We start from the raw sequence: 23,251 nt of genomic DNA on the forward strand, positions 1-23,251 counted from the left end.
CCTCACCTCATCCCACCTCATTCCCGAAGGCTCCTGCCATGACCGCAGCCCCCGCCCGCGCCCGCCCCTTTGCCCAGGTGGACGTGTTCACCGCCACGCCTTACCTCGGCAACCCACTGGCCGTGGTGCTGGACGGCACCGGCCTGAGCGCCGAAGCCATGCAGGCTTTTGCCAACTGGACCAACCTGTCTGAGACCACGTTTTTGCTGCCCCCCAGCCCCGAGGCTGCGGCCCAGGGTGCCGACTACCGGGTGCGCATCTTCACCCCGGGCGATGAGCTTCCCTTTGCCGGCCACCCCACGCTGGGCAGCTGCCACGCGTGGCTAGAGGCGGGGGGCGTGCCCCAGGCGGCAGGCACCATCGTGCAAGAGTGCGCCAAAGGCTTGGTCAAGCTCAAACGCGACGGTACGCGCTTGGCCTTTGCCGCGCCCAGCCTGCAACGCAGCACGCCCGATGCAGCGCTGATCGCCCGTGTGGCGGCGGCGCTGGGCCTGCAGGCAGAGCAGATTCTGGCAGCGCAGTGGCTCAACAACGGCCCCACCTGGCTGGGCTTGCTGCTCGACAGCATGGACACCGTGCTGGGCCTGCAGCCGGATGCTGCGGCACTCAAAGATTTGGTGCCCGGCGTGGGTGTAGCCGGCATGGAAACTGCGCCAGCAGCTCCTGATTTGATAGTGCGCAGCAACCGGGAAGCGCGCGCCTTCATCCACCCGGACGGTGCCCGCGATGCGGGTGCCAGCCCCGCGGATGACGACACACCCTCGGTCGAGGTGCGGTTTTTCGCGCCCGACATCGGCGTGCTGGAGGACCCGGTCACCGGCAGCTTCAACGCCAGTCTGGCCCAGTGGCTGATTGCCGACGGAGTGGCCCCGGCCCGCTACGTGGCCGCCCAAGGCACCTGCCTGGGACGTGCCGGGCGGGTGTGGATTGAACAAGACGCCACCGGCCAAGTCTGGGTCGGCGGCAACTCGGTCACCTGTATGGAAGGAAAGGTCACTCTATGAACCCATTGCTCCCCACCCTGAACGACATCGAAGCTGCCGCCCAGGTGGTGTACCGCGAATTCGGCCCCACCCCACAGTACCGCTGGGGCCAGCTCAGTGCCCGGCTGGGCACCACCTGCTGGGTCAAGCACGAGAACCACACGCCGGTGGGCGCTTTCAAAATCCGCGGGGGCCTAACTTACTTTGACCGGCTGGCCCAGCGCGGTGCCATGCCCGCCGAAGTGGTGGGCGCTACCCGCGGCAACCACGGCCAAAGCGTGGGCTGGGCCGCACGGGCGCACGGCGTGCCCTGCACCATCGTGGTCCCGCACGGCAACTCGGTGGAAAAGAACGCCGCCATGCGCGCACTGGGCGTCACCCTCATCGAACACGGCACCGACTTTCAAGAGAGCCGCGAACACGCCATGCACCTGGCCCGCGAGCGCGGCGCCCACATGGTGCCCAGCTTCCACCCCGACCTACTGCGCGGCGTGGCCACCTACTGGTGGGAACTGCTCAAGGCCGCGCCCGAGCTGGATGTGATTTATGTGCCCATCGGCCAAGGCTCAGGTGCCTGCAGCGCCGTGGCGGCCAAGCGGGCACTCCAGCACAAGGCTCGCATCGTGGGCGTGGTGAGCGCCCACGCCACCACCTATGCCGACTCATTCGCAGCCGGCAAAGTGGTGGAAGCGCCCGTGACCACCCAACTGGCCGACGGCATGGCCTGCCGCGTGGCCGACCCCGAGGCGCTGGAGATATTGATGGGCGCCATTGACCACCTCGTGCGAGTGACCGACGCCGAAGTCGCCCAAGCCATGCGCGACCTCTTCGCCTGCACCCACAACGTGGCCGAAGGCGCGGGCGCGGCCAGCTTTGCGGCGGCCATGCAGGAGCGCGATAGTCTGAAAGGGCAGACGGTGGGGATTACCTTGTGCGGGGGGAATGTGGACTCGGCGGTGTTGGCGGAGGTGCTGCGGAATTGATAGCTGCTATTGCAATATCTACGGGCGCTACAGGCCATTTCTACACATAAACCACCACAAACAAGCCTACCGAATTCGCGATTCAGGCGGATAAACTGATCGATATCAACGAAGGCTGCCCTGACATCACCGTGTCCGGGTGGCGATATGTCTGATCAGTATTTTTGTTACGCACCGAGTGACAATTTGCAAAACAGAGACGCACATTGCCAACCAGTGCGCGACCAACTCTTGCGTGGCGTTGTGTATCGGCGTCGGCTTAGCCTTCGCGGTGCACCGAACTTAAATGCGATCGACGATAGGGTTTTTACACAACGCTATTGGACTGGAATCAAAATCTCGCTGCGCCGAAGCAACGGTGGCACGGAAGGTGGGTCATACCTTGCAAACTGCGGCAATCCGTTTGGCACCAGCCCTTTCTTGTCCATCCAGCTTCTCAGCATCACTGTTTGCTCTGCTACGTTGGCCTCTGTGCTGAATTTAGAGAAACGGACAGAAGCAAATTTTTGCTCGGGTATGGCGCGCGTTGTCACCCGGGGATCTGCGGACTTTGGCAAAGTGTCCAACGTGTAGCTCGATGGCATGACAAAGTGCAACCGGTAAGTCGACGGCGATTGTGCTTCCATGGTGACCGGCAACGTCATGGAAATCTTCTCAGGAACCTTCTCCAGGGTGACAGGAACAGTCATTGAAATTTTGTCGGGTGCTTGTTTTTCCTGGTCTAACGAAGCGTTCGCCCCCTCTCGGAAAATGTACTGCTTGACCAATCGAGACCCCTCTTTGCCGGCCTTGGTCAGGTCTCCCTGAACCGTCACCTCAGCAACGATCATGGGGCTGTATCTTCGCAATTCAAAATCTGCTTCTTTGTCCAGCAACTGAAACTTAGGCTGCTCAAGCGAAAACAGTTGTGCTTGAGCACTGACGACTGTGAGCATTGCCGCCAAAAAAACTGCGGGAATCGCCAGCATGCGAGCCACGCACCGTCGGGCGTTGGATACGGTATTAAGTGAATTGACCATGAAATACTCGATAGTAGTTTTTTGTATTTTATGGTTCACCAAAATACCCATAGGTATTTTCCGCCTTCGCCCTCCTGCAACACCATCAATATAGATTTTGCAGTGGGCATCCCGTCCAGATTTACCGAAGCAGATTGCTATTATTTTCATAGCTACTGTCGCAAACACTACATGGGCTCGGTGCCATTTAGGCTTAAATCCTCCCCATGGGAAACCTCTACCTTGTACGCCACGGCCAGGCTTCGTTTGGCGCTGCAGACTATGACAACTTGAGCGAGCTCGGCCACCGGCAGAGCGTGCGGCTGGGGGAGTACTTTGCGGGCAAGGGCTTGCAGTTTGAGGCGGTGATGACCGGCACGCTCAAGCGCCACGCCCAGACCTGGGCGGGCATTGCGCAGGGTGCGGGGCTCGCCCACCAGCCGCTGGAGTGGCCGGGACTGAATGAATACGACAGCGAGGCGGTGATCAAAGCCATTCATCCCGCGCCGCTGGCCAAGCCCGACACGCCCGAGGTGTACCGCCACCACTTCCGGCTGCTGCGCGACGGCCTCACGCAGTGGATGAACGGTGTCATCAGCCCGCAAGGCATGCCCGATTACGACAGCTTTGTGCGCGGCGTGACCAGCGCGCTGGACCATGTGCGCAAGTCGCACACCGGCAATGTGCTGGTGGTGAGCAGCGGCGGGCCCATTTCCACCGCGGTCGGGCACATTTTGGGCACCACGCCTGAGACCACGATTGAGCTGAACCTGCGCATTCGCAACAGCTCGGTCACCGAGCTGGCCTACACCCCCAAGCGCCACATGCTGGTGACCTACAACACCCTGCCCCACCTGGACGATGCAGCCCACGCGGATTGGGTGACCTACTCCTGAGGGTGTCGCGCCCGCGTCGCCTCTGGAACAGCGGGCGACGGGTCTGGCATAGCTCGTGCTTTGTGCCCTGTGTTGGAACACACCGAGGATCACAATGCACCAAAAAGGTCGGCCCGCCCTCGCACTATGGGCGGGTATCGTCGCACTCAGCTGGTCGCTGAGCACGCAAGCGCAAACCGTGGCCAGCGGTCCCGTGACCGAGGCAGCACCCGCGGTGGTGGCAGCGCCCGCCGCACCTGCACCTACTCCCGCGCCCACCAAACCTTTTATGGCCAAGCAAGACACCATCAACAGTGCAGACACCGCCTGGATGATGACCAGCACCGCGCTGGTGTTGTTGATGACCTTGCCCGGCATTGCCTTGTTTTACGGCGGCATGGTGCGCAAGAAGAGTGTCATCAACACCATGGCCAGTGTGGTGGCGGTGGCGGCGTTGCTCAGCCTGCTGTGGTTTGCGGTGGGCTACTCGCTGGCCTTTACCCCCGGCTCCGCATGGCTAGGCGGCACCGAGCGACTGTGGTTTAGCGGCTTGGGCTACCTGAAAGAGGCCGGCATGGTGGCGGTGAGCCACGTGGCGCCCAATATTCCGGAGTCGGTGTACGCCATGTTCCAGCTCACCTTCTTCATCATTACCGGGGCGCTGATTGTGGGCGCGCTGGTGGAGCGCATGCGCTTCTCGGCCATGCTGCTGTTCATTGGCATGTGGTCGGTGGTGGTGTACGCCCCGATTGCCCACTGGGTGTGGGAGCCCGGTGGCTGGCTGGTGCAAATGGGCGTGCTCGACTTTGCCGGCGGCGCGGTGGTGCACATCAACGCAGGTGTGTCCGGCCTGGTGTGCGCCTACATGCTGGGCGCCCGCAAGGGCTATGGCAAGGAGCCGTTCGAGCCCTTCAACCTCGGTTTGACGATGGTGGGTGCGGGCTTGCTGTGGGTGGGCTGGTTCGGCTTCAACGCCGGCTCGGCGGTGGCTGCCGACGGGCGTGCCGGCCTGGCCATGGCGGTGACGCATATTGCGGCCTCGGCCGGCGCTATCAGCTGGATGCTGGGTGAGTGGCTGATGCGCGGCAGGCCGTCGTTGCTGGGGCTGTGCTCCGGTCTGGTGGCAGGGCTGGTGGCCATTACGCCCGCGGCAGGTTTTGTGGCGCCCGGCTCCGCGCTGGTCATTGGCCTGGTGGCGGGGGTGGCCTGCTACTGGGGGGCTACCGGCCTCAAGCGCATGCTCAACGCCGATGACTCGCTCGACGTGTTCGGGGTGCACGGCATCGGGGGCATTGTGGGCTCCTTGCTGACCGGGGTGTTTGCCAGCAAAGGCATTTCGGGCGTGACCGGCAGTGTGGCGACCCAGGCGCTGGGCGTGTTGGTAGTGGTGGTCTACAGCGGCGCCATGAGCCTGGCGCTACTCTGGCTGACCAAGGTTATTGTGGGCCTGCGGGTCGATGACAACGCAGAGCTGGTGGGCCTGGATGTGTCGCAGCACCGCGAGCACATCGGGGGCTGATGACGTAGTTTGAAACGGTTTGCAGCCGCTCGGGGCTGCCAAGGAGTGTTGCATGTTGAACAGCGAAAAACTGGCGATTGCCGCCCACCTGCATGTGTTGCTACGCCGTAAAACCGGCCGGGTAACCGACACCGAGTGGATGGCCAGCAACACCGAATACGCGGCCGAAATCATCCGCTTCGCCCGGGCCGCAGCCAAGGACGACGGCCACGCCGACATCGGCGAATGGGCTGCCAAGCTGGAGCTGGCCATGGAGCCCCACCATCCCCCCCGACCCGCGACCCGCGACCGCTTGATGGGCATGCTGGGCGCCACAAGCCGCCCGGCCCCTTTTTCGGGGGCGGCACCCGGCGCATCCGACTCCCTGATCGGGGCCAGCGCCCAGGAGGCGCACCGCTACATACGCGGCATCCGCTGAGGAAAACCCGCGGCCGGACCGCGGATATCGTCGGCACAATCTGCGCATGCATCGTTTTTCCTCACGCCTGTGGGCCTGCGCAGCATTCAGCTGTGCCAGCACCCTGAGTCAAGCCACCCCCCTGCTCCGCTGCGAGCTCACCTACGCCGGTAGCACCCAGACCCTGGAGGCCACCGCGGTGGAGGACCCTTACCCGGTGGCGTCGGTCGATGTGGGCGGGCGCTTTCGCTTCAAGGCCGTGGTGGTGGGGAAAGGTGCGCAGCCGGACTACATCAAAACCTATGCCTACCTCGAAACCCGCACCCAGCCGGTGCTGGTGCAGCAGGTCAACTACTACCCGCCCTTCACCGGCGAGCCGCAGGGCCAGCGTTTGAGCGGCAGGCAATTTGTATATGCCGGTCCGGTTGAGCGCGAGCTGCAATACGAGTGCGTACTGCACGGGGTGCAACCATGAGCGCGCAGCCCCTGGGGTGGCTGCGCCATGTGCGCTCGGCGTGGCTGTGGGCTGCGCTCGTCGCTGGCAGCACGGCTGCATTCGCTGCGGAACTACTCCCGGCGGAGCCGGTGACCCTGGTGTTTGCCGGGGACATCGTGCTCGACGATGTGGCAGGCGCCATGATCGAGCGGGGCGAAGACCCTTTCGGCGGATTCCGGGAGTTTTTTGCCAAGGCCGACATCCGCGTGGGCAACCTCGAATGCGTGGTGGCCACCACTGGCTCGGCGGGGGACAAAAACTACACCTTCCGGGCCCACCCGCGGACGCTGCCGGTGCTCAAGCGCCACTTTGACGCACTGGCCCTGGCCAACAACCACTCCGGCGACTACGGGCGCGAAGCCTTTGCCGAAATGCTGACCCTGCTGCCCGCCGCCGGGCTGCAGTACTTCGGCGGCGGCCGCAATCTGGCCGAGGCACATGCCCCGCTGGTCCTCACACGCAAAGGCCTGCGCATTGCGCTGCTGGGCTACAACGAATTCATGCCGCGCAGTTTTGAGGCGGACTTTGATGCCCCCGGCAGCGCCTGGAGTGAAGACGAGCAGGTAGTGGCCGACATTCGCGCGGCCCGCACCGTGCACCGCGCAGACCTGGTGATTCCGGTGATGCACTGGGGTTGGGAAAACGAGCTGGTGGCCAACAGCCGCCAGCGCGCACTGGCTCGCCGCATGATCGATGCCGGAGCCGACGCCGTGATTGGCGGTCACCCGCATGTGACGCAAGACATTGAGCAGCACCGGGGCAAGCCCATCATTTACAGCGTGGGTAATTTCGTCATGAAAGAAACCGACAATGACAACCAGCGCCGCGCCTGGGTGCTGAGGCTGCGCCTCGACCAGCAAGGGGTGCGCAGTTTTGACACCCGCGCGGTCCAGATCGACCTACAAGGCATTCCGGCTCCGGACCTGACCCGCGCCACGCCCTGCTGGAGCCGTGGCGAAACCGGCACCCGAGGGTGCATTGCGCAGGACTAACTCAAGGGCGCGCCTTGAGGGTGTCCTCAGGCAGGGCGTGAACTTCTGACAGCAAGCCGGCCAAGGCCCGCCCCGCGGCCGACAGCACGGCCTCGCCTTTGACGGCGGTGGCCGCAGCGGCGTTGCCCACGGCACCGGTCGGGTTGTAGTCCTGTATTTGCCAGCCGAGTTTTGCGCTCTTGCCATTCCCCAGAATGGGGAATGCTTTGGCCCGGTCTTCGGACGTCGATGCAAAGTTGTCTGCCTGGCCCATGTTCACCAGGTCCGGGCGCAAGGCCAGCATCATCGAGGTTTCAACATCCCCCGCATGGATGCCGAAGCGGTGTTCATGCGCGCTGAAAAGCGCATTCACATCGCTGCCGCCCGGCGCGGTGAGGGGCAGCCCGAACCAGTTGACGCTGTAGACCAGCAGCCCCAACCGTGCCCGCAAGTCCCGGGCCACCACATCCATCAGGCCGACCTGGCCGCCGTGGCTGTTGAAGATCACCATGCGCTTCACGCCGGTGGCGGCCACGCATTCGCCGATTTCGGTCCAGAGACGAATCACCGTTTCGGCCTTCAGGGTCAGCGTGCCCGCAAACTGTGCATGCTCGGGGCTGAAACCCACCGCCTGTGTGGGCAAAAACAGGGCAGGCACATCGGCTGCGAGATGCGGCAGCGCCTGCGCCACCACGCCATCCACCAGCGCGCTGTCGACCTGCAAAGGCAGGTGCGGGCCATGTTGTTCGGTCGCTGCGACGGGCAACACCGCAATCAGGCGGTCCAGGGTGCCGGCGGCGCGGGCTGCTTCGAATTGCGGACTGGTCCAGTCCGCCCAAAAACGGGAGGGAGGGTGCATCACACCATCTTAACCAGCCGCCACTTCCGGCGAGATCACCGGAGCCACCAAGGGCATGCGGATACGGAAGCACGCACCGGAACCTGGCACATTGCTCACATCGATGGTGCCGCCCAGGGTCTTGGTCACGAGGTTATAAACAATATTGAGCCCCAGTCCGCTGCCGCCTTGTCCGAGCCGGGTGGTGAAGAACGGGTCAAACACCCGCGCGAGGTGGGCAGGGGGAATGCCCCGACCGTTGTCGGAGACGCGCAGCTCCAAGCGGTCATCCCCATCGAGGCAGGCACTGATATGGATGGTGCCGGGTTCGCCGTTTTCGTCGAACGCATGGATCAAGGCGTTGTTGATCAGGTTGGTCAAAATTTGCCCCAAGGGTCCGGGGTAGCTGTTGAGCACCACTTCCAGAGGAATGTCGGAGGTCACCACGTGCGGTGATTTGCGGATCGTGGGCCCGAGGGTCAACAGAATTTCAGACACCGTGTGGTGCAACTCAAAGCTGCGGCGGTTCAGGCTGGTCTGGTCCACCGCCACTTGCTTGAAGCTCGATACCAGCTCTGCGGCGTGTTGCAAGCCGCGCATCAAAATGCCCGCGCCCTGCTGGGTGTTGGTGACGAACTCATCCAGGCGGCTGCGGGTCAAGCCCTTGCTCATGCTCTGGGCAAAACTGCTGGCATGGTCCTGCAAGGTGCTGGCCACCGTGAGGCTGTTGCCGATCGGGGTGTTTAACTCGTGGGCGATGCCGGCGACCAGCGACCCGAGTGCCGACATTTTCTCGGCACGCACCAGCTCAGATTGGGCGGCCCGCAGCTGGCCCAAGGCATCGGTCAGCTCTTGAGTTCGCTCCTGAACGCGGTGCTCCAAGGTGGCATTGAGCTGGAGAATGTTTTCGTCGTAGCGGTGTTGTTCGGTAATGTCGTCAAACGCCATGATCAGCACCCGCTCGCCCGCCAGTGTGACAACCCGCCCGGACAGTTCGCAGTAGATCTCAGCACCGTAGAGGCCGCGACGCATCCAAGCCTGGAAATTACTCAACTCACCGGTTTTTTGCAGCGTGTCAAGGGCTTGCTTGCGGACTTCAAGGTCTTTCCAGATGCCCACGCGTTTGCCGTTGCTGCCGATCACGCCGGCGCGGTCCATGCCGAACACCCGGCCCCACGCCGTGTTCACGTCCAGGGTCTGCACCTCACCCTCGAAAGTGGACACCGACATAGCTACCGGCGAGGCATCAAAAATGGCGGCAAACTTGGCTTGGCTGTCGCGCAGGGCCTGCTCGGTGCGGGCCCGCTCTTCGAGCTCCCGCTGCAAAGCCAGTGTTTTTTGCTCACGCTCACTCAAGAGGGCACCAAGGTCTATTCGCATGCCATCCAGCGCATTGGCGAGTTGGCCCATTTCGTCATTTTTGGGACTCGCCACTGACTCAGACAGGTCGCCACGTGCAAGGCGCAGCGCACTCTCACGCAGTCGCAACATCGGCTTCACGATGCGGGTGTTAAACAAGGGCCAAATGAATGCAAACGCCAAGCCCACTTGCAGCAACAGGGCCCCGGCAAAGCGCATCAAATCCGCGCGAGCTTCGGCTTCGACGCGGCGGGTGGACATCATGACCATCAGTTTGCCCACGCGTGCACCGTTGTAAGTGATCTCCCGCTCTTCCACCCGCTGGCTATCCACGGCACCCTGCACGTCGCCACGCTTGACAAAGCTCTCGCCGAACTCGTCGGTGACCGTCACGCTGACGACGTCCGGGTTGCGCATTACCGCCTCGACCAGCTCGATGGCCACCCCCCGATCGAGATTCCACACTGCAACCGCCATACCGCGTGACAAGACGTCGGCATACTGTTTGAGCGGCGCCTCAACCCGAAGAGCCACCTCAGTCTCCTGCTTGCTGGTGATCTGGAAGCCGGCAAAAAACAAGGCAGGCAGCAGAATGCCCGCGGCCACACCGAACATGAGCGTCTGACGCAGTGAAAAACTCGGAAACTTCACGCGGAACAGGCCTTTCCAAAGGTTGTGCAGCCAAGCTGTCGCAGTATCAAGGCGGGCAGGCCGGGGGTCAAGCACATCGGGCACTGTCAACCGGATGCGCCTGTTATAACCCAGCCCACCCACCCACCCACCCACGGCCGTGCGAGGAACTAAATCCCGCCCACCGGCTCAGACCCGCAGATGAACAAATTCTCTCCTTCCGCACGCTGGCGCGGCCTACAGGCCACTCTGTTTCTTGTAGCAGCTTGCGCAGTCTTCACGGGGGCTCAAGCCCAATTTGGCACCTCTTCGGCCCCGATGGCGACTGCACTGGGCGGCACGGCCGCCGGTGCAACGCTCCGGACCGACCAGGTCAACGCAGAGCTCTTGGTGCACGCGCCTGACGGGCTCACCCCCGGTGGCACCCTGTGGCTGGGCCTGCGGCTGCAGCACCAGCCGCACTGGCACACCTATTGGAAAAACCCCGGCGACTCCGGCCTGCCCACCCAGTTGCAGTGGACCCTGCCGGCCGGGCTGAGCGCCGGAGATATTGCCTGGCCGGTGCCGCAAAAAATTGCGATCGGCACCCTGGCCAACCTCGGCTACGAGGGGGATGTCGTGTTGCCGGTCCCCGTGAAGGTGGGGCCGGACTTCAAGGCGACCGGCTCTCCTTCCGGTGCGGATATTCAGTTAGCGGTCAGTTGGCTGGTCTGCAAGGAAGAGTGCATTCCTCAAGAGGGCCGCTTCTCGGTGCGTGTACCGGCGCAAGGCTCCACGGTGGCCAGCGCCGCACTGTTTCAGGCGGCGTGGGCGGCAACGCCCAAGGCCTGGAGCGGCCAGATCGAGGCCCAAGCCGAACCCGAAGGCTTGCGCCTGCAAGTCTCCGGCCTGCCCCCGGCCTGGACCGGGCGGGCTCTGCTGGCATTACCCGAAACCACAGAGGTGCTGGACACCACAGCCCTGCCCAGCCCCGCCGACAGCCTGCGCCAAGGCGCACTCCAGCCACGTCAACAAACCTGGAGCGGCACGACCTGGCAGGCGTGGGTGCCTTATGCCCCGCAGCGCCACACATCGCCCGAGCGCATGGCGTGGGTCCTGAGCGCAGGCGGCACGGAGAGCCTGCGCGCGGAATCTACCGTGACCGGCAGCTGGCCGCCCGTCGCCGCTGCGGCGACCGTGCCTGCTGCTTTGCAGGCCGCGCTGGACAGCAACGCCCGCTCCAACCCGCCCATGGCCCCAGCACCCGACGGAGGCTGGGTGTGGATGGTGCTCGGCGCCTTGCTGGGCGGGCTCATTTTGAACCTCATGCCCTGTGTGTTTCCGGTTCTGGCGATCAAGGTGCTGAGCTTCGCCGCGCAAGGCCACCGCTCCCGGGCGGAGCAACGCGCCCAAGGACTGGCCTACACCGCCGGGGTGGTGCTGTCGTTCATGGCACTCGGCGGCCTGTTGCTGGCCCTGCGGGCCGGTGGCGAGCAGCTGGGCTGGGGTTTCCAGCTGCAGTCCCCCGCGGTCATTGCTGTTCTGGCCCTGCTGTTCACGCTTTTGGCTCTGAACCTGGCCGGCTGGCTGCACATAGGCAGCGTTGTGCCCGACCGCTGGGCTGGGCTACGCCTGCACCATCCGGTGGCCGAAGCGTTTTTGTCGGGGGTGTTGGCCGTCGCGATCGCCTCGCCGTGCACGGCGCCATTCATGGGTGCGTCGCTGGGCTACGCCATGACCGTACCCGGCCCACAGGCCTTGGGCTTGTTTGCGGCCCTGGGCCTGGGCTTGGCACTGCCTTACTTGTTGGCAAGTTGGTGGCCGGCCATGGGCCGGTGGCTGCCGCGCCCCGGGGCTTGGATGGAAACGCTCAAGCACTTTCTGGCCTTCCCGATGGCGGCCACCGTGGTCTGGCTGGTCTGGGTGCTCGGCCACCTGGCCGGTGTCGATGGCGCCGCCAGCTTGCTACTGCTGCTCCTGAGCACGTGCTTGCTGGTGTGGGCCCTGCGTCAGAGCGGGCGCGCCAGGGTGGCATTTACTATGATTTCGATAGCTGCTTGCGCACTATCGGCGGGGGCTACATGGCAATTTGGCTTCAAATCTACCGAGGCCACCCGCTCCGGCAGCGCACCGGCTGAGGCCGGCAGCGGCAGCGGCAGCTGGCAAGCCTGGTCTGAGGGCGCGGTGCAGGCCGCACTGCAGCAAGGGCGGCCGGTGTTTGTGGACTTCACGGCCGCGTGGTGCATTAGCTGCCAAGTCAACAAGCAGACCACCCTGAACCAGTCGGAGGTGGAGGCTGCCTTTGCCGCCAAACAGGTCACCCTTTTGCGCGCCGACTGGACCCGGCGTGACCCGGCCATCACCCGTGCGCTGGAGCAACTCGGCCGCAGTGGCGTGCCGGTGTATGTGCTCTACGCCCCCGGACGCCCCCCGGTGGTGCTGACCGAACTGCTCACCCCGGGTGAGGTCCTGCGCGTCGTGGCCGCGTTGTGAATTACCGCTCCACTCCACGACCACGCTGCACACCATGACCGACGCCGAAACCCTCCGCAGCCTGCTGCACCCGCCCCGCACGGTCGCGGTCGTGGGCTTGTCGCCCAAGCCGCACCGCGAAAGCTTTAAGGTCGCCGCCTATATGCAACAGCAAGGCTGGCGCATCGTGCCGATCAACCCGAATGCGGCAGAAATTTTGGGCGAAAAAGCCTACCCCAGCCTCACTGAAGCGGCGGCGCATGAAGCCATTGCCTTGGTGAACGTGTTCCGCAACAGCGACGACGTGCCGCCGGTGGTGGCAGAGGCCATCGCCATCGGCGCGCCCGCCATCTGGCTGCAGCTGGGCATCCGCCACGACGCTGCACTGGCCCAAGCACAGGCTGCCGGCCTGCTGTGCGTGCAGGACAAGTGCCTGCTGGTTGAGCACGCACGCGCCCTCCGCTGAGCCCGCCGTCTGCCGGACCCTGCACCTGCTCCGGCGCGGCCATTGCGCCTTGACTTGAGGCAAGACAAAGGCGGCGGTGTTATGAACTGCGACAATCGGTCCATGACCGACACCACCCCCACCAGCACCGCGTTCACGACCCAGGCCACCACCTTCGACGGCCTGCACAACCCCACTTTTCTGCAAGCCTGCATGCGCCAGGCCACCGCTCACACCCCTGTGTGGCTGATGCGCCAGGCCGGCCGCTACTTGCCGGAATACGTGGCCACCCGCGCCACCGCCGGCAGCTTTATGGGCTTGGCCACCAACACCCAGTACGCCACTGAGGTGACTTTGCAACCGCTGGAGCGCTACCCGCTGGATGCGGCTATTTTGTTCAGCGACATACTCACCGTGCCGGACGCCATGGGCCTGGGCCTGTCGTTCGCGCAAGGCGAAGGCCCTCGTTTTGCCAGCCCCATCAAGACTGAGGCTGACGTGGCCAAGCTCGCTGTGCCCGACATGGCCAAGCTGCAGTACGTGTTTGACGCCGTCTCCAGCATCCGCAAAGCACTCACCGTGGACGGCAAGGGCCGCGTGCCGCTGATCGGCTTCAGTGGCAGCCCCTGGACGCTGGCCTGCTACATGGTCGAAGGCAAAGGCAGCGACGACTACCGCTTGGTCAAAACCATGATGTACAGCCGCCCGGACCTGATGCACCGCATGCTGACCATCAACGCCGATTCGGTAGCCGCCTACCTGAATGCCCAGATCGACGCCGGCGCCCAAGCGGTGATGGTGTTTGACAGCTGGGGCGGTGTGCTGGCCGATGGCGCGTTCCAAGAATTCAGCCTCGCCTACACCGCCCGCGTCCTGAAGCAGCTCAAGCGCTTCGGCACTGATGGCAAAGTGGTGCCGCGCATTGTGTTCACCAAAGGCGGTGGTTTGTGGCTGCAAGACATGCAGGCGCTGGACTGCGAAGTGCTGGGCTTGGACTGGACTGTGAACCTTGCCAAAGCGCGCGCCTTGGTGGGTGGTGTTGAGAACGGCCCCGGCAAGGCGCTGCAAGGCAACATCGACCCCAACGTCTTGTTTGCGCCACCGGCTGCTATTGAATCCGAAGTGGCCAAGGTACTCGGCAGCTTTGGAACCCCCTACCAAGGCACTGGAACCGGCCCCACCCACATCTTCAATCTGGGCCACGGCATCAGCCAATACACCCCGCCGGAGCATGTGGCGGCGCTGGTGGCCGCAGTGCACAGCCACTCCAAAACCATGCGTGCCTGAATTCCATAGCACGTTTTTTTCAGAAAAACAAAGTTCCAATCGCTTAGTTATGCACAAAATCGGGGGGCTAGGGTTTACCCCTTCCCCCATTCGGGTGGGTGGCGCTACAAAACCCATAGCGCTTCTAAGTGCTTGATTTATATAGGTTTGCGGATTTGCTTTTTTTCTGGGCAGCGTAAGAAAACCCTTGATTTATAAGGCCTGAAGCGGCGCCAAAGGCACATATCAACAAAGTTATCCACAGAAAACTTGGATCAAGCGTAAACGGCATGTAAATCAAGGACTTAGCGCAGACTCCGCAAGTTCACCTCAACAAGTAGCCCCAAGTGCCATTCCATATCCTGAGAACCTCAGCGGCCACCGGAGCCCCGGCATGAGCCATTGGTTGCCCGTTTTGGTGCACACCCCCGCCCATGCCGCGCTGGGTCCGGTACTCACCTACCGCAGCGAACAGCTGCTGCCGGCGGGTACCTTGGTGCGGGTGCCGCTGGGCAAGCGCGAGACCCTGGGCGTGGTGTGGGACGCCACCACTGCGGAGGCGACCGGCGAGTTCGACCCGACCAAGGTGCGCGACATTGCGGGCGTGCTGGAAGGAATTCCGCCCCTCAGCCGGGCGTGGCAACAGTTGCTGGGCTTTACCGCCGCCTACTACCAGCGCTCGGCCGGCGAAGTGGCGCTGGCCGCCCTGCCCCCGCAGCTGCGCGAGCTGAACCCCGAGCAAATGGCGCGCCGCCTCAAGCGCAAAAAGGCGGATGCCGGTGCCGGCGGAGCCGTGCTGGCCGCACCGACCCTCACGCCTGAGCAAGCTGCCGCGATTGCACAGATTGACAGCAACAGCGGCCCCTTTTTGCTCTTCGGCGCCACTGGCAGCGGCAAGACCGAGGTCTATTTGCACTGCGTGCACAAACTTCTGGCCGCCGACCCGGACGCCCAGGCCCTGATCATGGTGCCGGAGATCAACCTCACGCCGCAGTTGGAAGAGCGCTTCAAAGCCCGCTTTGCCCCGCTCTATGGCGAGCAAGCGGTGGTGAGCCTGCACAGCGGCATGACCAACCCGCAGCGCCTCAAAAGCTGGCTCAGTGCCCACGGTGGCGCGGCCCGCATCGTGCTGGGCACGCGCATGGCGGTGTTTACGTCTCTGCCCAAACTGCGGCTGATCGTGGTCGATGAAGAGCACGACCCCAGCTACAAAAGCGGCGAAGGCGCCCGCTACTCGGCGCGTGACCTCGCGGTGTACCGCGGCAAGCTCGATGGTGCCAAAGTCATTCTCGGCTCGGCCACGCCCTCGTTGGAAAGCTGGCACCACAGCCGGCCGGCTGAGGAAGGAGGGCGCTATCTGCGCCTGCACATGCCCAGCCGCGTGGGAGACGCCGCACGCCTGCCCCTAGTGCGGCGGGTGGACATGAACCACCAGCCCCGGCGGGCCATCTTCTCGACCCCGCTGATTGCAGCCATCACCGAGCGGGTGGCACGCGGCGAGCAGTGCATGGTGTTTTTGAACCGGCGCGGCTACGCCCCGGTGCTGACCTGCGAAGACTGCGGCTGGAAGAGCGAGTGCCCGCACTGCAGCGCGTTTCGCGTGTTCCACAAAATCGACCGCACCCTGCGTTGCCACCACTGCGGCTTTACCGAGCGGGTGCCGCGCGCCTGCCCGGACTGTGGCAACGTCGACATCGCCCCTTTCGGGCGCGGCACTGAGCAGATTGAAGAACACCTGGCCGAGTTGCTGGTGGATGTGCGGCGTCACGGCTCTGTCACGCCCGACAAGCCGGAGGGCGAACCGATCCGCATCGCCCGCATCGACGCCGACAGCACCAAACTCAAAGGCCAGCTCGAAGAGCAACTGGCCGCCGTGCACTCCGGCGACGTGGATGTGCTGGTGGGCACGCAAATGATTGCTAAGGGCCACGACTTCCGCCGCATCACGCTGGTCGCAGCAGTAAACCCGGACGGCGCTTTATTCAGCAGCGACTTCCGGGCGCCCGAACGCTTGTTCAGTTTGCTGATGCAGGCCGCAGGCCGGGCCGGGCGCGATGCGTCGCTGGGCGCACAAAGCGAGGTGTGGCTGCAAACTTTTCAGCCCGAGCACGGCCTCTACGCCGCCCTCAAGAAACACGACTACCCCACCTTTGCCGCGCAGCAGCTCCAAGAGCGCGAGCAAGCCAACATGCCACCCTTCAGCGCCCAGGCGCTGGTGCGGGCCGAGGCCAAGACGCAGGAAGCGGCGCAAGCCTTCTTGAACGCCGCCCGCACCTTCGCCCAGACCGAGATGGCTACGTGGGACGGCTGGGCCGAGGCGCTGGCCCAAGTCTTCCTCTACCCCGCCGTACCCATGGCCATCCAGCGGGTCGCCAATATAGAGCGGGCCCAGATGCTGATTGAATGCCCATCACGCGCCACGCTGCAGCAGTTCCTGACCGCCTGGCAAAGCGTGCTGCACGCCACCCGCAGCCAACCCGAATGCAAAGGCCTGATCCGCTGGGCGATTGATGTGGATCCGTTGGCGATTTGAGTTAAAAAGCGGGCTTAGCCCACATCAGACATGCGCAAGCAGCTACAAAATGAATAGCAGTCTTAATGTCTGTCGGTCTTGGGACCGTAGGGCAATGCTTGATCACTGCGCACTTCGTGGGCCTGCACATCCACGACATCGACCACCTCGGCCTCGTTGCCACGCGGTCCGAATCCGCCTGAAAAACCGCCAGCAGCTGACGGCCCGGCCCGGAAACCTCCGTGCTTGAACTGCTGCCTGGCTTGGTTGAAACGCTGAAACGTGGTCACAAAAGCCGGCTTGCGGCCGGTGAGGAGCGCTTTGAGCAGCACCCACACCAGGCTGACCAGCCCCACGAAGATCAGACTCAGCGCAAACACCGCCGCAGCGGCAATAAGCACCAGCTTGAGGGCGGTGCGGAGAATGGCGGAAACAAGGTTCATCAAGGTGTCCATGGCGCTATTGTGCAACGCAGTGCAATGCCACCGGCAAGCCCAAGGGCAGCGGCATATTTAAATGAAATCCGCCCCTAACCCTGGTATCTATTGCGCAACCAGCTACCAAAAACATAGCAGTTATATACCGACCATCAAGGCGACCGCACCCGAGAAGGTAAAGAATGCTGCGGCGGTGGACACCAGAATGATGCGGGCGATGCGGCCGTTGTCCGCCCCGAAGCGCTCGGCCAGGAGCGACACATTGCTCGCACTCGGCAAGGCGGCCAGCAACACCAGCACGGTGAGTGCAAATTTGTCGATGTGCACGCCCGCGCTCACGGCCGACACGCCCACCAGCAATACCAGCAGGGGGTGCAAAAAGAGTTTGATCAGCGCCACCGGCACATATTCCTGCCAGTGCACCTCGTGCGTCTCGTCGTCCTTGGCCAGCATTTGCGAGCGTGCTAGTACCGCACCGATGGTGAACAGCGCCACCGGCGAGGCCGCATCTGCCAGCAGGCCCAGGGTAGATGCCACTGGCTTGGGCAGCTCGAGCTGCAAGGCTGAGAACACTGCGCCCAGAAGGATGGACCAAGGCATGGGGTTGGCGGCCACGCCCTTGAGCGCATTTTTGGCCGCCTGCCCCGCCGACACACCGCCCTGCGCCGGATCGCCCCCCAAGCGCGAGAGCGCGATGCAGAGCGAGGAGGTGATCACCATGTCCACCAGAATGGTCACAATCGCCGGCCCTGCGGCCTTGGCCCCGAGCAGGGCCACCAACAGCGGCACCCCCATGAAACCGGTGTTGGGGAACGCCGCCACCAGCGCGCCGAAAGCGGCGTCGTTCCAGCCAATGCGACCATGCAGCGTCACTGCCACCGTGAATGCCACCATCACCAAGGCGCACAGCAGGTAAGTGAGTGCAAGGCTCACGTCCAGCAACTCACCGATGGGCGTGCTGGCCCCGAACCGGAACAACATGCAGGGGAGCGCGAAAAACAGCACAAACCCGTTCAGCCCGGGGATGGCCGCCAGCGGCAACATGCCCTTGCGCGCCGCCAGATAGCCGCAAAGCACCAAGGCGAAAAAAGGAAAGGTAACAGTCAGGATTTGCAGCATGGCCGCCATTGTCAGGGAAACAAGAGGATGGCCCTTTTCGGCGTGGCATGCGCCACATACCTCGAACTCAGGAGGTGGGGTGTATTGCACAGTGAGGTCAAGGAGGAGCCCGCTCCGGCGGGCGGGGGACACGAACGGCGCAATGCACCCTATCTCCTGAGTGAGCGAACACCAGCCCTCCATGCGCAAACCGGCAACCCGTTAAGATTGCCCGCTCCCCGCACGTCAGGTCCTCCATCCCCCTATGTCTGCCCCCCAAGCCAACCACGGCATGAACCCCGCCCAGCAGGAAGCCGTGAACTACCTGCACGGGCCCTGCCTGGTGCTGGCGGGTGCCGGCTCGGGTAAAACACGGGTGATCACCCACAAAATCGCCCGCCTGATCCAAATGGGCATGCCGGCCAACCGGATTGCGGCCATCACCTTTACCAACAAGGCAGCCGCCGAAATGCGCGAGCGCGCCAAACACTTGATTGGCAAAGCTGCCAAGGATGTGGTGGTGTGCACCTTCCACGCGCTGGGTGTGCGCATGCTGCGCGAAGACGGCTCGGTGCTCGGGCTCAAGCCGCAGTTCAGTATTCTGGACAGCGACGACGTCACCAGCATCATCAAAGACGCCGGCGGCATCATCGACACGGCCACTGCCCGCCAGTGGCAGTGGACCATCAGCGCCTGGAAAGGCGCCGGCCTGAACAGTGAGCAGGCGCTGGCGGCGGCGGAAGACGACAACGAGCGCATCATCGCCACCGCCATGGCCCGCTACGAAGAGCGCCTGGTGGCCTACCAGAGTGTGGACTTTGATGACCTGATCAGCCTGCCCCTCAAGCTGTTGCGGGACTACCCCGAGGTGCGCGCCCGCTGGCAGAGCCTGCTGGGCCATGTGCTGGTGGACGAATACCAGGACACGAATGCCACCCAATACGAGGTGCTGAAGTACCTGGTGGGCGACAAAGCCCGCTTTACCGCCGTGGGGGACGATGACCAGTCCATCTACGGCTGGCGCGGCGCCACGCTGGACAACCTGAAAAAACTGCCGGTCGACTTTCCCACGCTCAAGGTCATCAAACTGGAGCAGAACTACCGCTCCACCAGCGCCATCCTGCGGGCAGCCAACAATGTGATCGGCCCCAACCCCAAGCTGTTTCCCAAGACGCTGTTCAGCGAGCTGGGTGAGGGCGAACCGGTGCGGGTGGTGGATGCCGACAACGAGGAGCACGAGGCCGAGCGCGCCGTGGCCCGCATCCAGAGCCTGCGCGCCAACGGAATTGGTGGGGGCGTGCCGGACGCGCAAGGCAAGCAGTACAAAGAGTTCCGCGACTTTGCGGTGCTGTACCGCGCCAACCACCAGGCCAAGCCCTTTGAGAAGGCGCTGCGCAAGGCGGGCATTCCTTACAAAGTCTCGGGCGGGCAGAGCTTTTTTGACCGGGCCGAAATCCGCGACCTGTGCGCCTGGTTCCGGCTCTGGAGCAACAACGACGATGACCCGGCCTTCCTGCGCGCAGTGACCACGCCCAAGCGGGGCATCGGCCACACCACGCTGGGCACCTTGGGCACTTTTGCCACCCAGTACAAGCTGAGTTTGTTTGAGTCGCTGTTTTCGTCGTCGCTCGCCAGCGTGCTGAGCGCCAAGGCTTTGGGCAGCTTGCATGAGTTCGGGCGCTACATCAACGACCTGGAATACCGCGCCCGCCACACCGAGGGTGCTGAGGCGGCCTTGGCCTTCATCATGGACTGGCTCAAAGAGATCGGGTACGAAAAACACCTCTATGACGGCGAAGACAGCGAGGGGGCAGCCTCCGCCAAGTGGAGCAATGTGATCGAGTTCTGCGAATGGATGGCCCAGCGGTGCGGCGGCCAGATTGACGACGCTGCCGGTGTGACCAACACCCGGGAAGTCAAAAACCTGCTGGAAGTGTCGCAAACCATTGCCCTGCTCTCCACCATCAGCGAGCGCGAAAAAGACCAGAACGTGGTGACCCTCTCCACCTTGCACGCATCCAAGGGCCTGGAATGGCCGCACGTGATGCTGGTCGGCGTGACCGAAGGCATGCTGCCCTTCAAGCTGGGCGACGGGGCCGACACCCTAGGCGGCTCAACCTTGGAGCACGAGTCCGCCAACGAAGAAATCGCCGCGCGCCTGCAAGAGGAGCGACGGCTGATGTACGTCGGCATCACCCGCGCCCAGCGCAGCCTGGCCGTGAGCTGGACCCGCCGACGCAAAAAGGGCCGTGAAATGGTGGCCGCTCTACCCAGCCGCTTCATTGCCGAAATGGCACTGGACTCCGCCACCGCTAAAGAAGACCCCCGCGAAAAACTGCGTGCTCTGCGCGCCGAGTTTGCGGCCAAAGCCCTTGCCACAGCTGCTAACGCAGCGGAGAAGTCATGAAGCACCTACCGTCATTTGCTATATTTTTTATAGCTATCGGCGCATATTCCACTTGGGCTCAAGCCCCGAATGGCACGGATGCTTTTGCCAGCAATGCTGCCGTAGCGGCAGTACCGCCGGCACAGACGCCGGTGCCGCTTGAAGTGGTCAGTTGCAAGAACCCGTCAGCCACCTCCCTCTCGCGGTTCTGGGAGTTGGAGCCGGCCAGCGACTGCGGCACCTTCGGCTTGCGGGGTTATCGCCCTATCAGCCTGGCCGTCATCGGGTCAGACAGTGTGAACACCGCCCCCACCTCACCCGCCACAGACCACACCGGCACATTCCAGCCCTACACCACCAGCGAGACCCGCATCAACCTCTCGGTGCGGACCAAAATTGCGCAAGGTCTGCTCACTGGCGGTGATCCGAACCGGCTGGATTCACTGTGGTTTGCCTACAGCCAGCAGTCGTACTGGCAGCTGTTTAACGCCGATCTCTCGCGCCCTTTCCGTGCCACCGACCACGAGCCGGAGCTGATCTACATTTTTCCGGTGAAGTCGGCACTGCCCTCCGGCTGGCGACTGCGATACGGCGGGATCGGCGTCAACCACCAGAGCAACGGCCAGAGCCTGCCGCTCTCGCGCAGCTGGAACCGCATCATCGGCCGTGCGGGCCTGGAACTGGGGAACAAAATCTCGATCACCGGTGCGCTGTGGCAGCGCATTCCGGAAGACAGCGCCAGCGACGACAACCCGGACATCGTGGACCGCATCGGGCGCGCCGAGTTGTCGACGGTGTGGAACGTGGACGCGGTGAACTCACTTGCACTGACCCTGCGCCATTCGCTGCAAACAAGCGACAGCGGCTCGGTCCGCATTGCGTGGTTCAAGAAAATAGGCAGCGCTCCGGACAATGCCAACCGCAGCAGCTTGCGCTTGCACACGGAACTCTTCAGTGGCTATGGCGACTCTTTGATGGACTACAACCGCAAGCGCACCGTGTTGAGCGTCGGCTTGACGCTGCTGGACTGGTAAACGGCTTAGCGATGGCCGTCGAAGGTCGAGTGGAAGGAGTCTGAGAAACCCGTGGCCTGGCTCGGCTCGGCGATGCCAAACATGCGGTCATGCAGATCCGCCAGCTCCAGCATCGCCTGGGCAGCCTCGGGATTGAAACCGATGCGGGAGTTGCCCATGCCATCCCCGCCATTGATGATGAGTTTGTTAATGTACAAACTGCACTCTTTGTATCCCCACAGAGTACGGATGGTGGTGGCAATGCGGTGGTGATAGAGCTCCACTATTTCCAAGGCCTCCGCCGCACGCTGCGCGGGGGACTTGTCGTCAAGCCCCATGGGCTGGGTCGGAAGGTCTTCGAAATCGGGAAATGCATCCGCTGCCTTCGCCTCGCTTCGGCTGCGAACTTGCACCTCGGAGGCAGAAGCCAATGGATCTGCACTGGTGATGGGTGCTAGACCACTGTAGCGGGAGTCCTGTGCGGCTAAAGCGTTGTCCCACAAGCTCCAGGAGGTCTCCGGGTCATCCTCGACGACTTCAAGGCCGCGTGAATCTCCAGCATCCAAACGCTTGGACGCTGCTGAGTCACTTTTGCCGAGAAACCTACCGAACATGAAGCCGCCTTTTCAAATAAAGATCATCACCAGTCGCTGTGGCGCAGCACCGTCAGCGGACGCACTGCCCAGACGTGACACGACCCGGTTGTGAGATTAATCCTTAGCCCGCTTTCAGGCAAGAGGCCGGAAGGACTAATCAGAACGCTTCAGCTTGCGCCCAAAGAAAAAGCGGCATTCCCGTTAAGAAATGCCGCTTTCGCGTTTTGGTGGCCTGGGGCGGAATCGAACCACCGACACAAGGATTTTCAATCCTCTGCTCTACCGACTGAGCTACCGGGCCTAAGCCTCGTATTCTAGCATTGAATTTATGCGTTATTTCTCTTGCCGCGAGAAAGATCAACGCCGAGCTGTTTTAGCTTCCGGTACAGGTGGGTTCGTTCCAACCCTGTTTTCTCTGCCACCCGGGTCATTGATCCATTTTCTTTAGCCAAGTGATATTCAAAATATGCTTTTTCGAACTCATCCCGAGCCTCGCGCAGTGGCTTATCCAGCTCGAAGTCCTGGCTGGCCTGCGGCCCTGATTCCACAGGCTCGATCATCAGAATAGGTGCGTGCGCAACCGGCTCTGCATTCATGGTGTAGGCCGCCACGGCAGGCGCTGCTTTGCGGACGGCTCCGCGAGCCAAGCCCTGCTCAACCGCCTTCAAGAGCTTTTGCAGAGTGACCGGCTTTTCCAGGAAAGCCAGAGCGCCGATTTTGGTAGCCTCCACCGCGGTGTCGATCGTTGCATGGCCGCTCATCATGATCACGGGCATCGTCAGTGCGCCTGTGGACGCCCATTCCTTCAGAAGTGTGACGCCATCAGTGTCTGGCATCCATATATCCAAGAGCACGAGATCGGGGCGCTCGCGCAAACGTGCGGCGCGTGCCTGCGCAGCATTTTCCGCAAGCTCGACCGTGTGTCCTTCATCATTCAGGATCTCCGACAGAAGCTCACGGATGCCATGCTCGTCATCCACCACCAAAATGTTCGCCAT

The 23,251-nt window shown here is 63.1% G+C and carries 20 protein-coding genes and 1 tRNA gene; 13 read left to right on the forward strand and 8 right to left on the reverse strand.

Annotated elements, in window-relative coordinates; translation table 11 throughout:
- Nucleotides 1-38 precede the first annotated feature (38 nt).
- Entirely contained in the window at nt 39-1,004 is a 966-nt protein-coding gene (locus QZW03_RS13265; protein ID WP_296510487.1) for a PhzF family phenazine biosynthesis protein, read from the forward strand.
- Entirely contained in the window at nt 1,001-1,966 is a 966-nt protein-coding gene (locus QZW03_RS13270; RefSeq protein ID WP_296510488.1) for a threonine dehydratase, read from the forward strand. The genes QZW03_RS13265 and QZW03_RS13270 overlap by 4 nt, the downstream gene beginning before the upstream one ends.
- Before the next feature lie 317 nt (nt 1,967-2,283).
- Here the strand turns inward: QZW03_RS13270 and QZW03_RS13275 are convergent, their stop codons facing one another.
- Complete coding sequence (locus QZW03_RS13275) at nt 2,284-3,036, reverse strand: heme-binding protein (RefSeq protein WP_296510489.1); 753 nt, start codon at nt 3,034-3,036, stop codon at nt 2,284-2,286.
- 155 nt (nt 3,037-3,191) lie between these two features.
- Here QZW03_RS13275 and QZW03_RS13280 point away from each other — a divergent pair, with 155 nt between their 5' ends.
- The 5 genes from QZW03_RS13280 to QZW03_RS13300 all read left to right on the forward strand — a co-directional run bounded on the left by QZW03_RS13280 (nt 3,192) and on the right by QZW03_RS13300 (nt 7,243).
- A complete protein-coding gene (locus QZW03_RS13280; protein WP_296510490.1) occupies nt 3,192-3,860 on the forward strand; it encodes a histidine phosphatase family protein in 669 nt (222 codons plus the stop codon).
- A gap of 268 nt (nt 3,861-4,128) precedes the next feature.
- Entirely contained in the window at nt 4,129-5,358 is a 1,230-nt protein-coding gene (locus tag QZW03_RS13285) for an ammonium transporter (protein WP_296510530.1), read from the forward strand.
- 52 nt (nt 5,359-5,410) lie between these two features.
- On the forward strand, nt 5,411-5,776 hold the full coding sequence (locus QZW03_RS13290) for a hypothetical protein (RefSeq protein ID WP_296510491.1): 366 nt from the start codon (nt 5,411-5,413) through the stop codon (nt 5,774-5,776).
- A 46-nt stretch (nt 5,777-5,822) separates the two neighbouring features.
- On the forward strand, nt 5,823-6,230 hold the full coding sequence (locus tag QZW03_RS13295) for a hypothetical protein (protein WP_296510492.1): 408 nt from the start codon (nt 5,823-5,825) through the stop codon (nt 6,228-6,230).
- Nucleotides 6,227-7,243, forward strand: a complete 1,017-nt coding sequence (locus QZW03_RS13300; protein ID WP_296510493.1) for a CapA family protein — start codon at nt 6,227-6,229, stop codon at nt 7,241-7,243. Before QZW03_RS13295 ends, QZW03_RS13300 begins: the two co-directional genes overlap by 4 nt.
- Before the next feature lies 1 nt (nt 7,244).
- On the opposite strand, the gene QZW03_RS13305 is transcribed toward QZW03_RS13300, so the two are convergent.
- Nucleotides 7,245-8,081, reverse strand: coding sequence for a creatininase family protein (locus QZW03_RS13305; RefSeq protein WP_296510494.1), 837 nt, complete (start codon nt 8,079-8,081; stop codon nt 7,245-7,247).
- A gap of 9 nt (nt 8,082-8,090) precedes the next feature.
- Nucleotides 8,091-10,154, reverse strand: a complete 2,064-nt coding sequence (locus QZW03_RS13310; protein ID WP_296510495.1) for an ATP-binding protein — start codon at nt 10,152-10,154, stop codon at nt 8,091-8,093.
- 213 nt (nt 10,155-10,367) lie between these two features.
- Here QZW03_RS13310 and QZW03_RS13315 point away from each other — a divergent pair, with 213 nt between their 5' ends.
- The 4 genes from QZW03_RS13315 to priA all read left to right on the forward strand — a co-directional run bounded on the left by QZW03_RS13315 (nt 10,368) and on the right by priA (nt 16,744).
- Nucleotides 10,368-12,521 (forward strand): thioredoxin family protein, encoded by a 2,154-nt coding sequence (locus QZW03_RS13315; RefSeq protein ID WP_296510496.1) that lies wholly within the window; start codon nt 10,368-10,370, stop codon nt 12,519-12,521.
- Nucleotides 12,522-12,555: 34 nt separating this feature from the next.
- Nucleotides 12,556-12,966, forward strand: coding sequence for a CoA-binding protein (locus QZW03_RS13320; protein ID WP_296510497.1), 411 nt, complete (start codon nt 12,556-12,558; stop codon nt 12,964-12,966).
- A 102-nt stretch (nt 12,967-13,068) separates the two neighbouring features.
- Nucleotides 13,069-14,232: a uroporphyrinogen decarboxylase gene (hemE, locus tag QZW03_RS13325; RefSeq protein WP_296510498.1), complete on the forward strand. Its 1,164-nt coding sequence runs from the start codon at nt 13,069-13,071 to the stop codon at nt 14,230-14,232.
- 373 nt (nt 14,233-14,605) lie between these two features.
- Nucleotides 14,606-16,744 (forward strand): primosomal protein N', encoded by a 2,139-nt coding sequence (priA, locus tag QZW03_RS13330; RefSeq protein ID WP_296510499.1) that lies wholly within the window; start codon nt 14,606-14,608, stop codon nt 16,742-16,744.
- 62 nt (nt 16,745-16,806) lie between these two features.
- Here the strand turns inward: priA and QZW03_RS13335 are convergent, their stop codons facing one another.
- Both QZW03_RS13335 and QZW03_RS13340 read right to left on the reverse strand, forming a co-directional pair.
- Entirely contained in the window at nt 16,807-17,166 is a 360-nt protein-coding gene (locus QZW03_RS13335; protein WP_296510500.1) for a hypothetical protein, read from the reverse strand.
- A gap of 132 nt (nt 17,167-17,298) precedes the next feature.
- Complete coding sequence (locus tag QZW03_RS13340; protein ID WP_296510501.1) at nt 17,299-18,279, reverse strand: AEC family transporter; 981 nt, start codon at nt 18,277-18,279, stop codon at nt 17,299-17,301.
- Nucleotides 18,280-18,523: 244 nt separating this feature from the next.
- On the opposite strand from QZW03_RS13340, the gene QZW03_RS13345 reads away from it, so the two are divergent.
- Together QZW03_RS13345 and QZW03_RS13350 are read left to right on the forward strand one after the other, a co-directional pair.
- On the forward strand, nt 18,524-20,665 hold the full coding sequence (locus QZW03_RS13345) for a UvrD-helicase domain-containing protein (protein WP_296510502.1): 2,142 nt from the start codon (nt 18,524-18,526) through the stop codon (nt 20,663-20,665).
- Entirely contained in the window at nt 20,662-21,678 is a 1,017-nt protein-coding gene (locus tag QZW03_RS13350; protein ID WP_296510503.1) for a phospholipase A, read from the forward strand. Before QZW03_RS13345 ends, QZW03_RS13350 begins: the two co-directional genes overlap by 4 nt.
- A gap of 5 nt (nt 21,679-21,683) precedes the next feature.
- Here the strand turns inward: QZW03_RS13350 and QZW03_RS13355 are convergent, their stop codons facing one another.
- From QZW03_RS13355 to QZW03_RS13365, 3 genes are all read right to left on the reverse strand, one after another.
- Complete coding sequence (locus QZW03_RS13355; protein ID WP_296510504.1) at nt 21,684-22,271, reverse strand: hypothetical protein; 588 nt, start codon at nt 22,269-22,271, stop codon at nt 21,684-21,686.
- Nucleotides 22,272-22,478: 207 nt separating this feature from the next.
- Nucleotides 22,479-22,554: transfer RNA gene (locus QZW03_RS13360), tRNA-Phe, on the reverse strand.
- 25 nt (nt 22,555-22,579) lie between these two features.
- A complete protein-coding gene (locus QZW03_RS13365; RefSeq protein WP_296510505.1) occupies nt 22,580-23,251 on the reverse strand; it encodes a response regulator in 672 nt (223 codons plus the stop codon).

The organism is Rhodoferax sp. (genome assembly GCF_013297935.1).
GTDB lineage: Bacteria > Pseudomonadota > Gammaproteobacteria > Burkholderiales > Burkholderiaceae_C > Allorhodoferax.

Bases quoted from the DNA above. Each gene is read 5' to 3' on its own strand.
- QZW03_RS13345 (WP_296510502.1), top strand. From the start codon at position 18,524: ATGTCTGCCCCCCAAGCCAACCACGGCATGAACCCCGCCCAGCAGGAA.
- QZW03_RS13320 (WP_296510497.1), top strand. From the start codon at position 12,556: ATGACCGACGCCGAAACCCTCCGCAGCCTGCTGCACCCGCCCCGCACG.
- QZW03_RS13280 (WP_296510490.1), top strand. From the start codon at position 3,192: ATGGGAAACCTCTACCTTGTACGCCACGGCCAGGCTTCGTTTGGCGCT.
- QZW03_RS13350 (WP_296510503.1), top strand. From the start codon at position 20,662: ATGAAGCACCTACCGTCATTTGCTATATTTTTTATAGCTATCGGCGCA.
- QZW03_RS13335 (WP_296510500.1), bottom strand. From the start codon at position 17,166: ATGAACCTTGTTTCCGCCATTCTCCGCACCGCCCTCAAGCTGGTGCTT.
- QZW03_RS13300 (WP_296510493.1), top strand. From the start codon at position 6,227: ATGAGCGCGCAGCCCCTGGGGTGGCTGCGCCATGTGCGCTCGGCGTGG.
- QZW03_RS13290 (WP_296510491.1), top strand. From the start codon at position 5,411: ATGTTGAACAGCGAAAAACTGGCGATTGCCGCCCACCTGCATGTGTTG.
- QZW03_RS13270 (WP_296510488.1), top strand. From the start codon at position 1,001: ATGAACCCATTGCTCCCCACCCTGAACGACATCGAAGCTGCCGCCCAG.
- QZW03_RS13275 (WP_296510489.1), bottom strand. From the start codon at position 3,036: ATGGGTATTTTGGTGAACCATAAAATACAAAAAACTACTATCGAGTAT.
- QZW03_RS13265 (WP_296510487.1), top strand. From the start codon at position 39: ATGACCGCAGCCCCCGCCCGCGCCCGCCCCTTTGCCCAGGTGGACGTG.
- QZW03_RS13355 (WP_296510504.1), bottom strand. From the start codon at position 22,271: ATGTTCGGTAGGTTTCTCGGCAAAAGTGACTCAGCAGCGTCCAAGCGT.
- QZW03_RS13315 (WP_296510496.1), top strand. From the start codon at position 10,368: ATGGCGACTGCACTGGGCGGCACGGCCGCCGGTGCAACGCTCCGGACC.
- priA (WP_296510499.1), top strand. From the start codon at position 14,606: ATGAGCCATTGGTTGCCCGTTTTGGTGCACACCCCCGCCCATGCCGCG.
- QZW03_RS13305 (WP_296510494.1), bottom strand. From the start codon at position 8,081: ATGCACCCTCCCTCCCGTTTTTGGGCGGACTGGACCAGTCCGCAATTC.
- QZW03_RS13365 (WP_296510505.1), bottom strand. From the start codon at position 23,251: ATGGCGAACATTTTGGTGGTGGATGACGAGCATGGCATCCGTGAGCTT.
- QZW03_RS13295 (WP_296510492.1), top strand. From the start codon at position 5,823: ATGCATCGTTTTTCCTCACGCCTGTGGGCCTGCGCAGCATTCAGCTGT.
- QZW03_RS13340 (WP_296510501.1), bottom strand. From the start codon at position 18,279: ATGCTGCAAATCCTGACTGTTACCTTTCCTTTTTTCGCCTTGGTGCTT.
- hemE (WP_296510498.1), top strand. From the start codon at position 13,069: ATGACCGACACCACCCCCACCAGCACCGCGTTCACGACCCAGGCCACC.
- QZW03_RS13285 (WP_296510530.1), top strand. From the start codon at position 4,129: ATGGCCAAGCAAGACACCATCAACAGTGCAGACACCGCCTGGATGATG.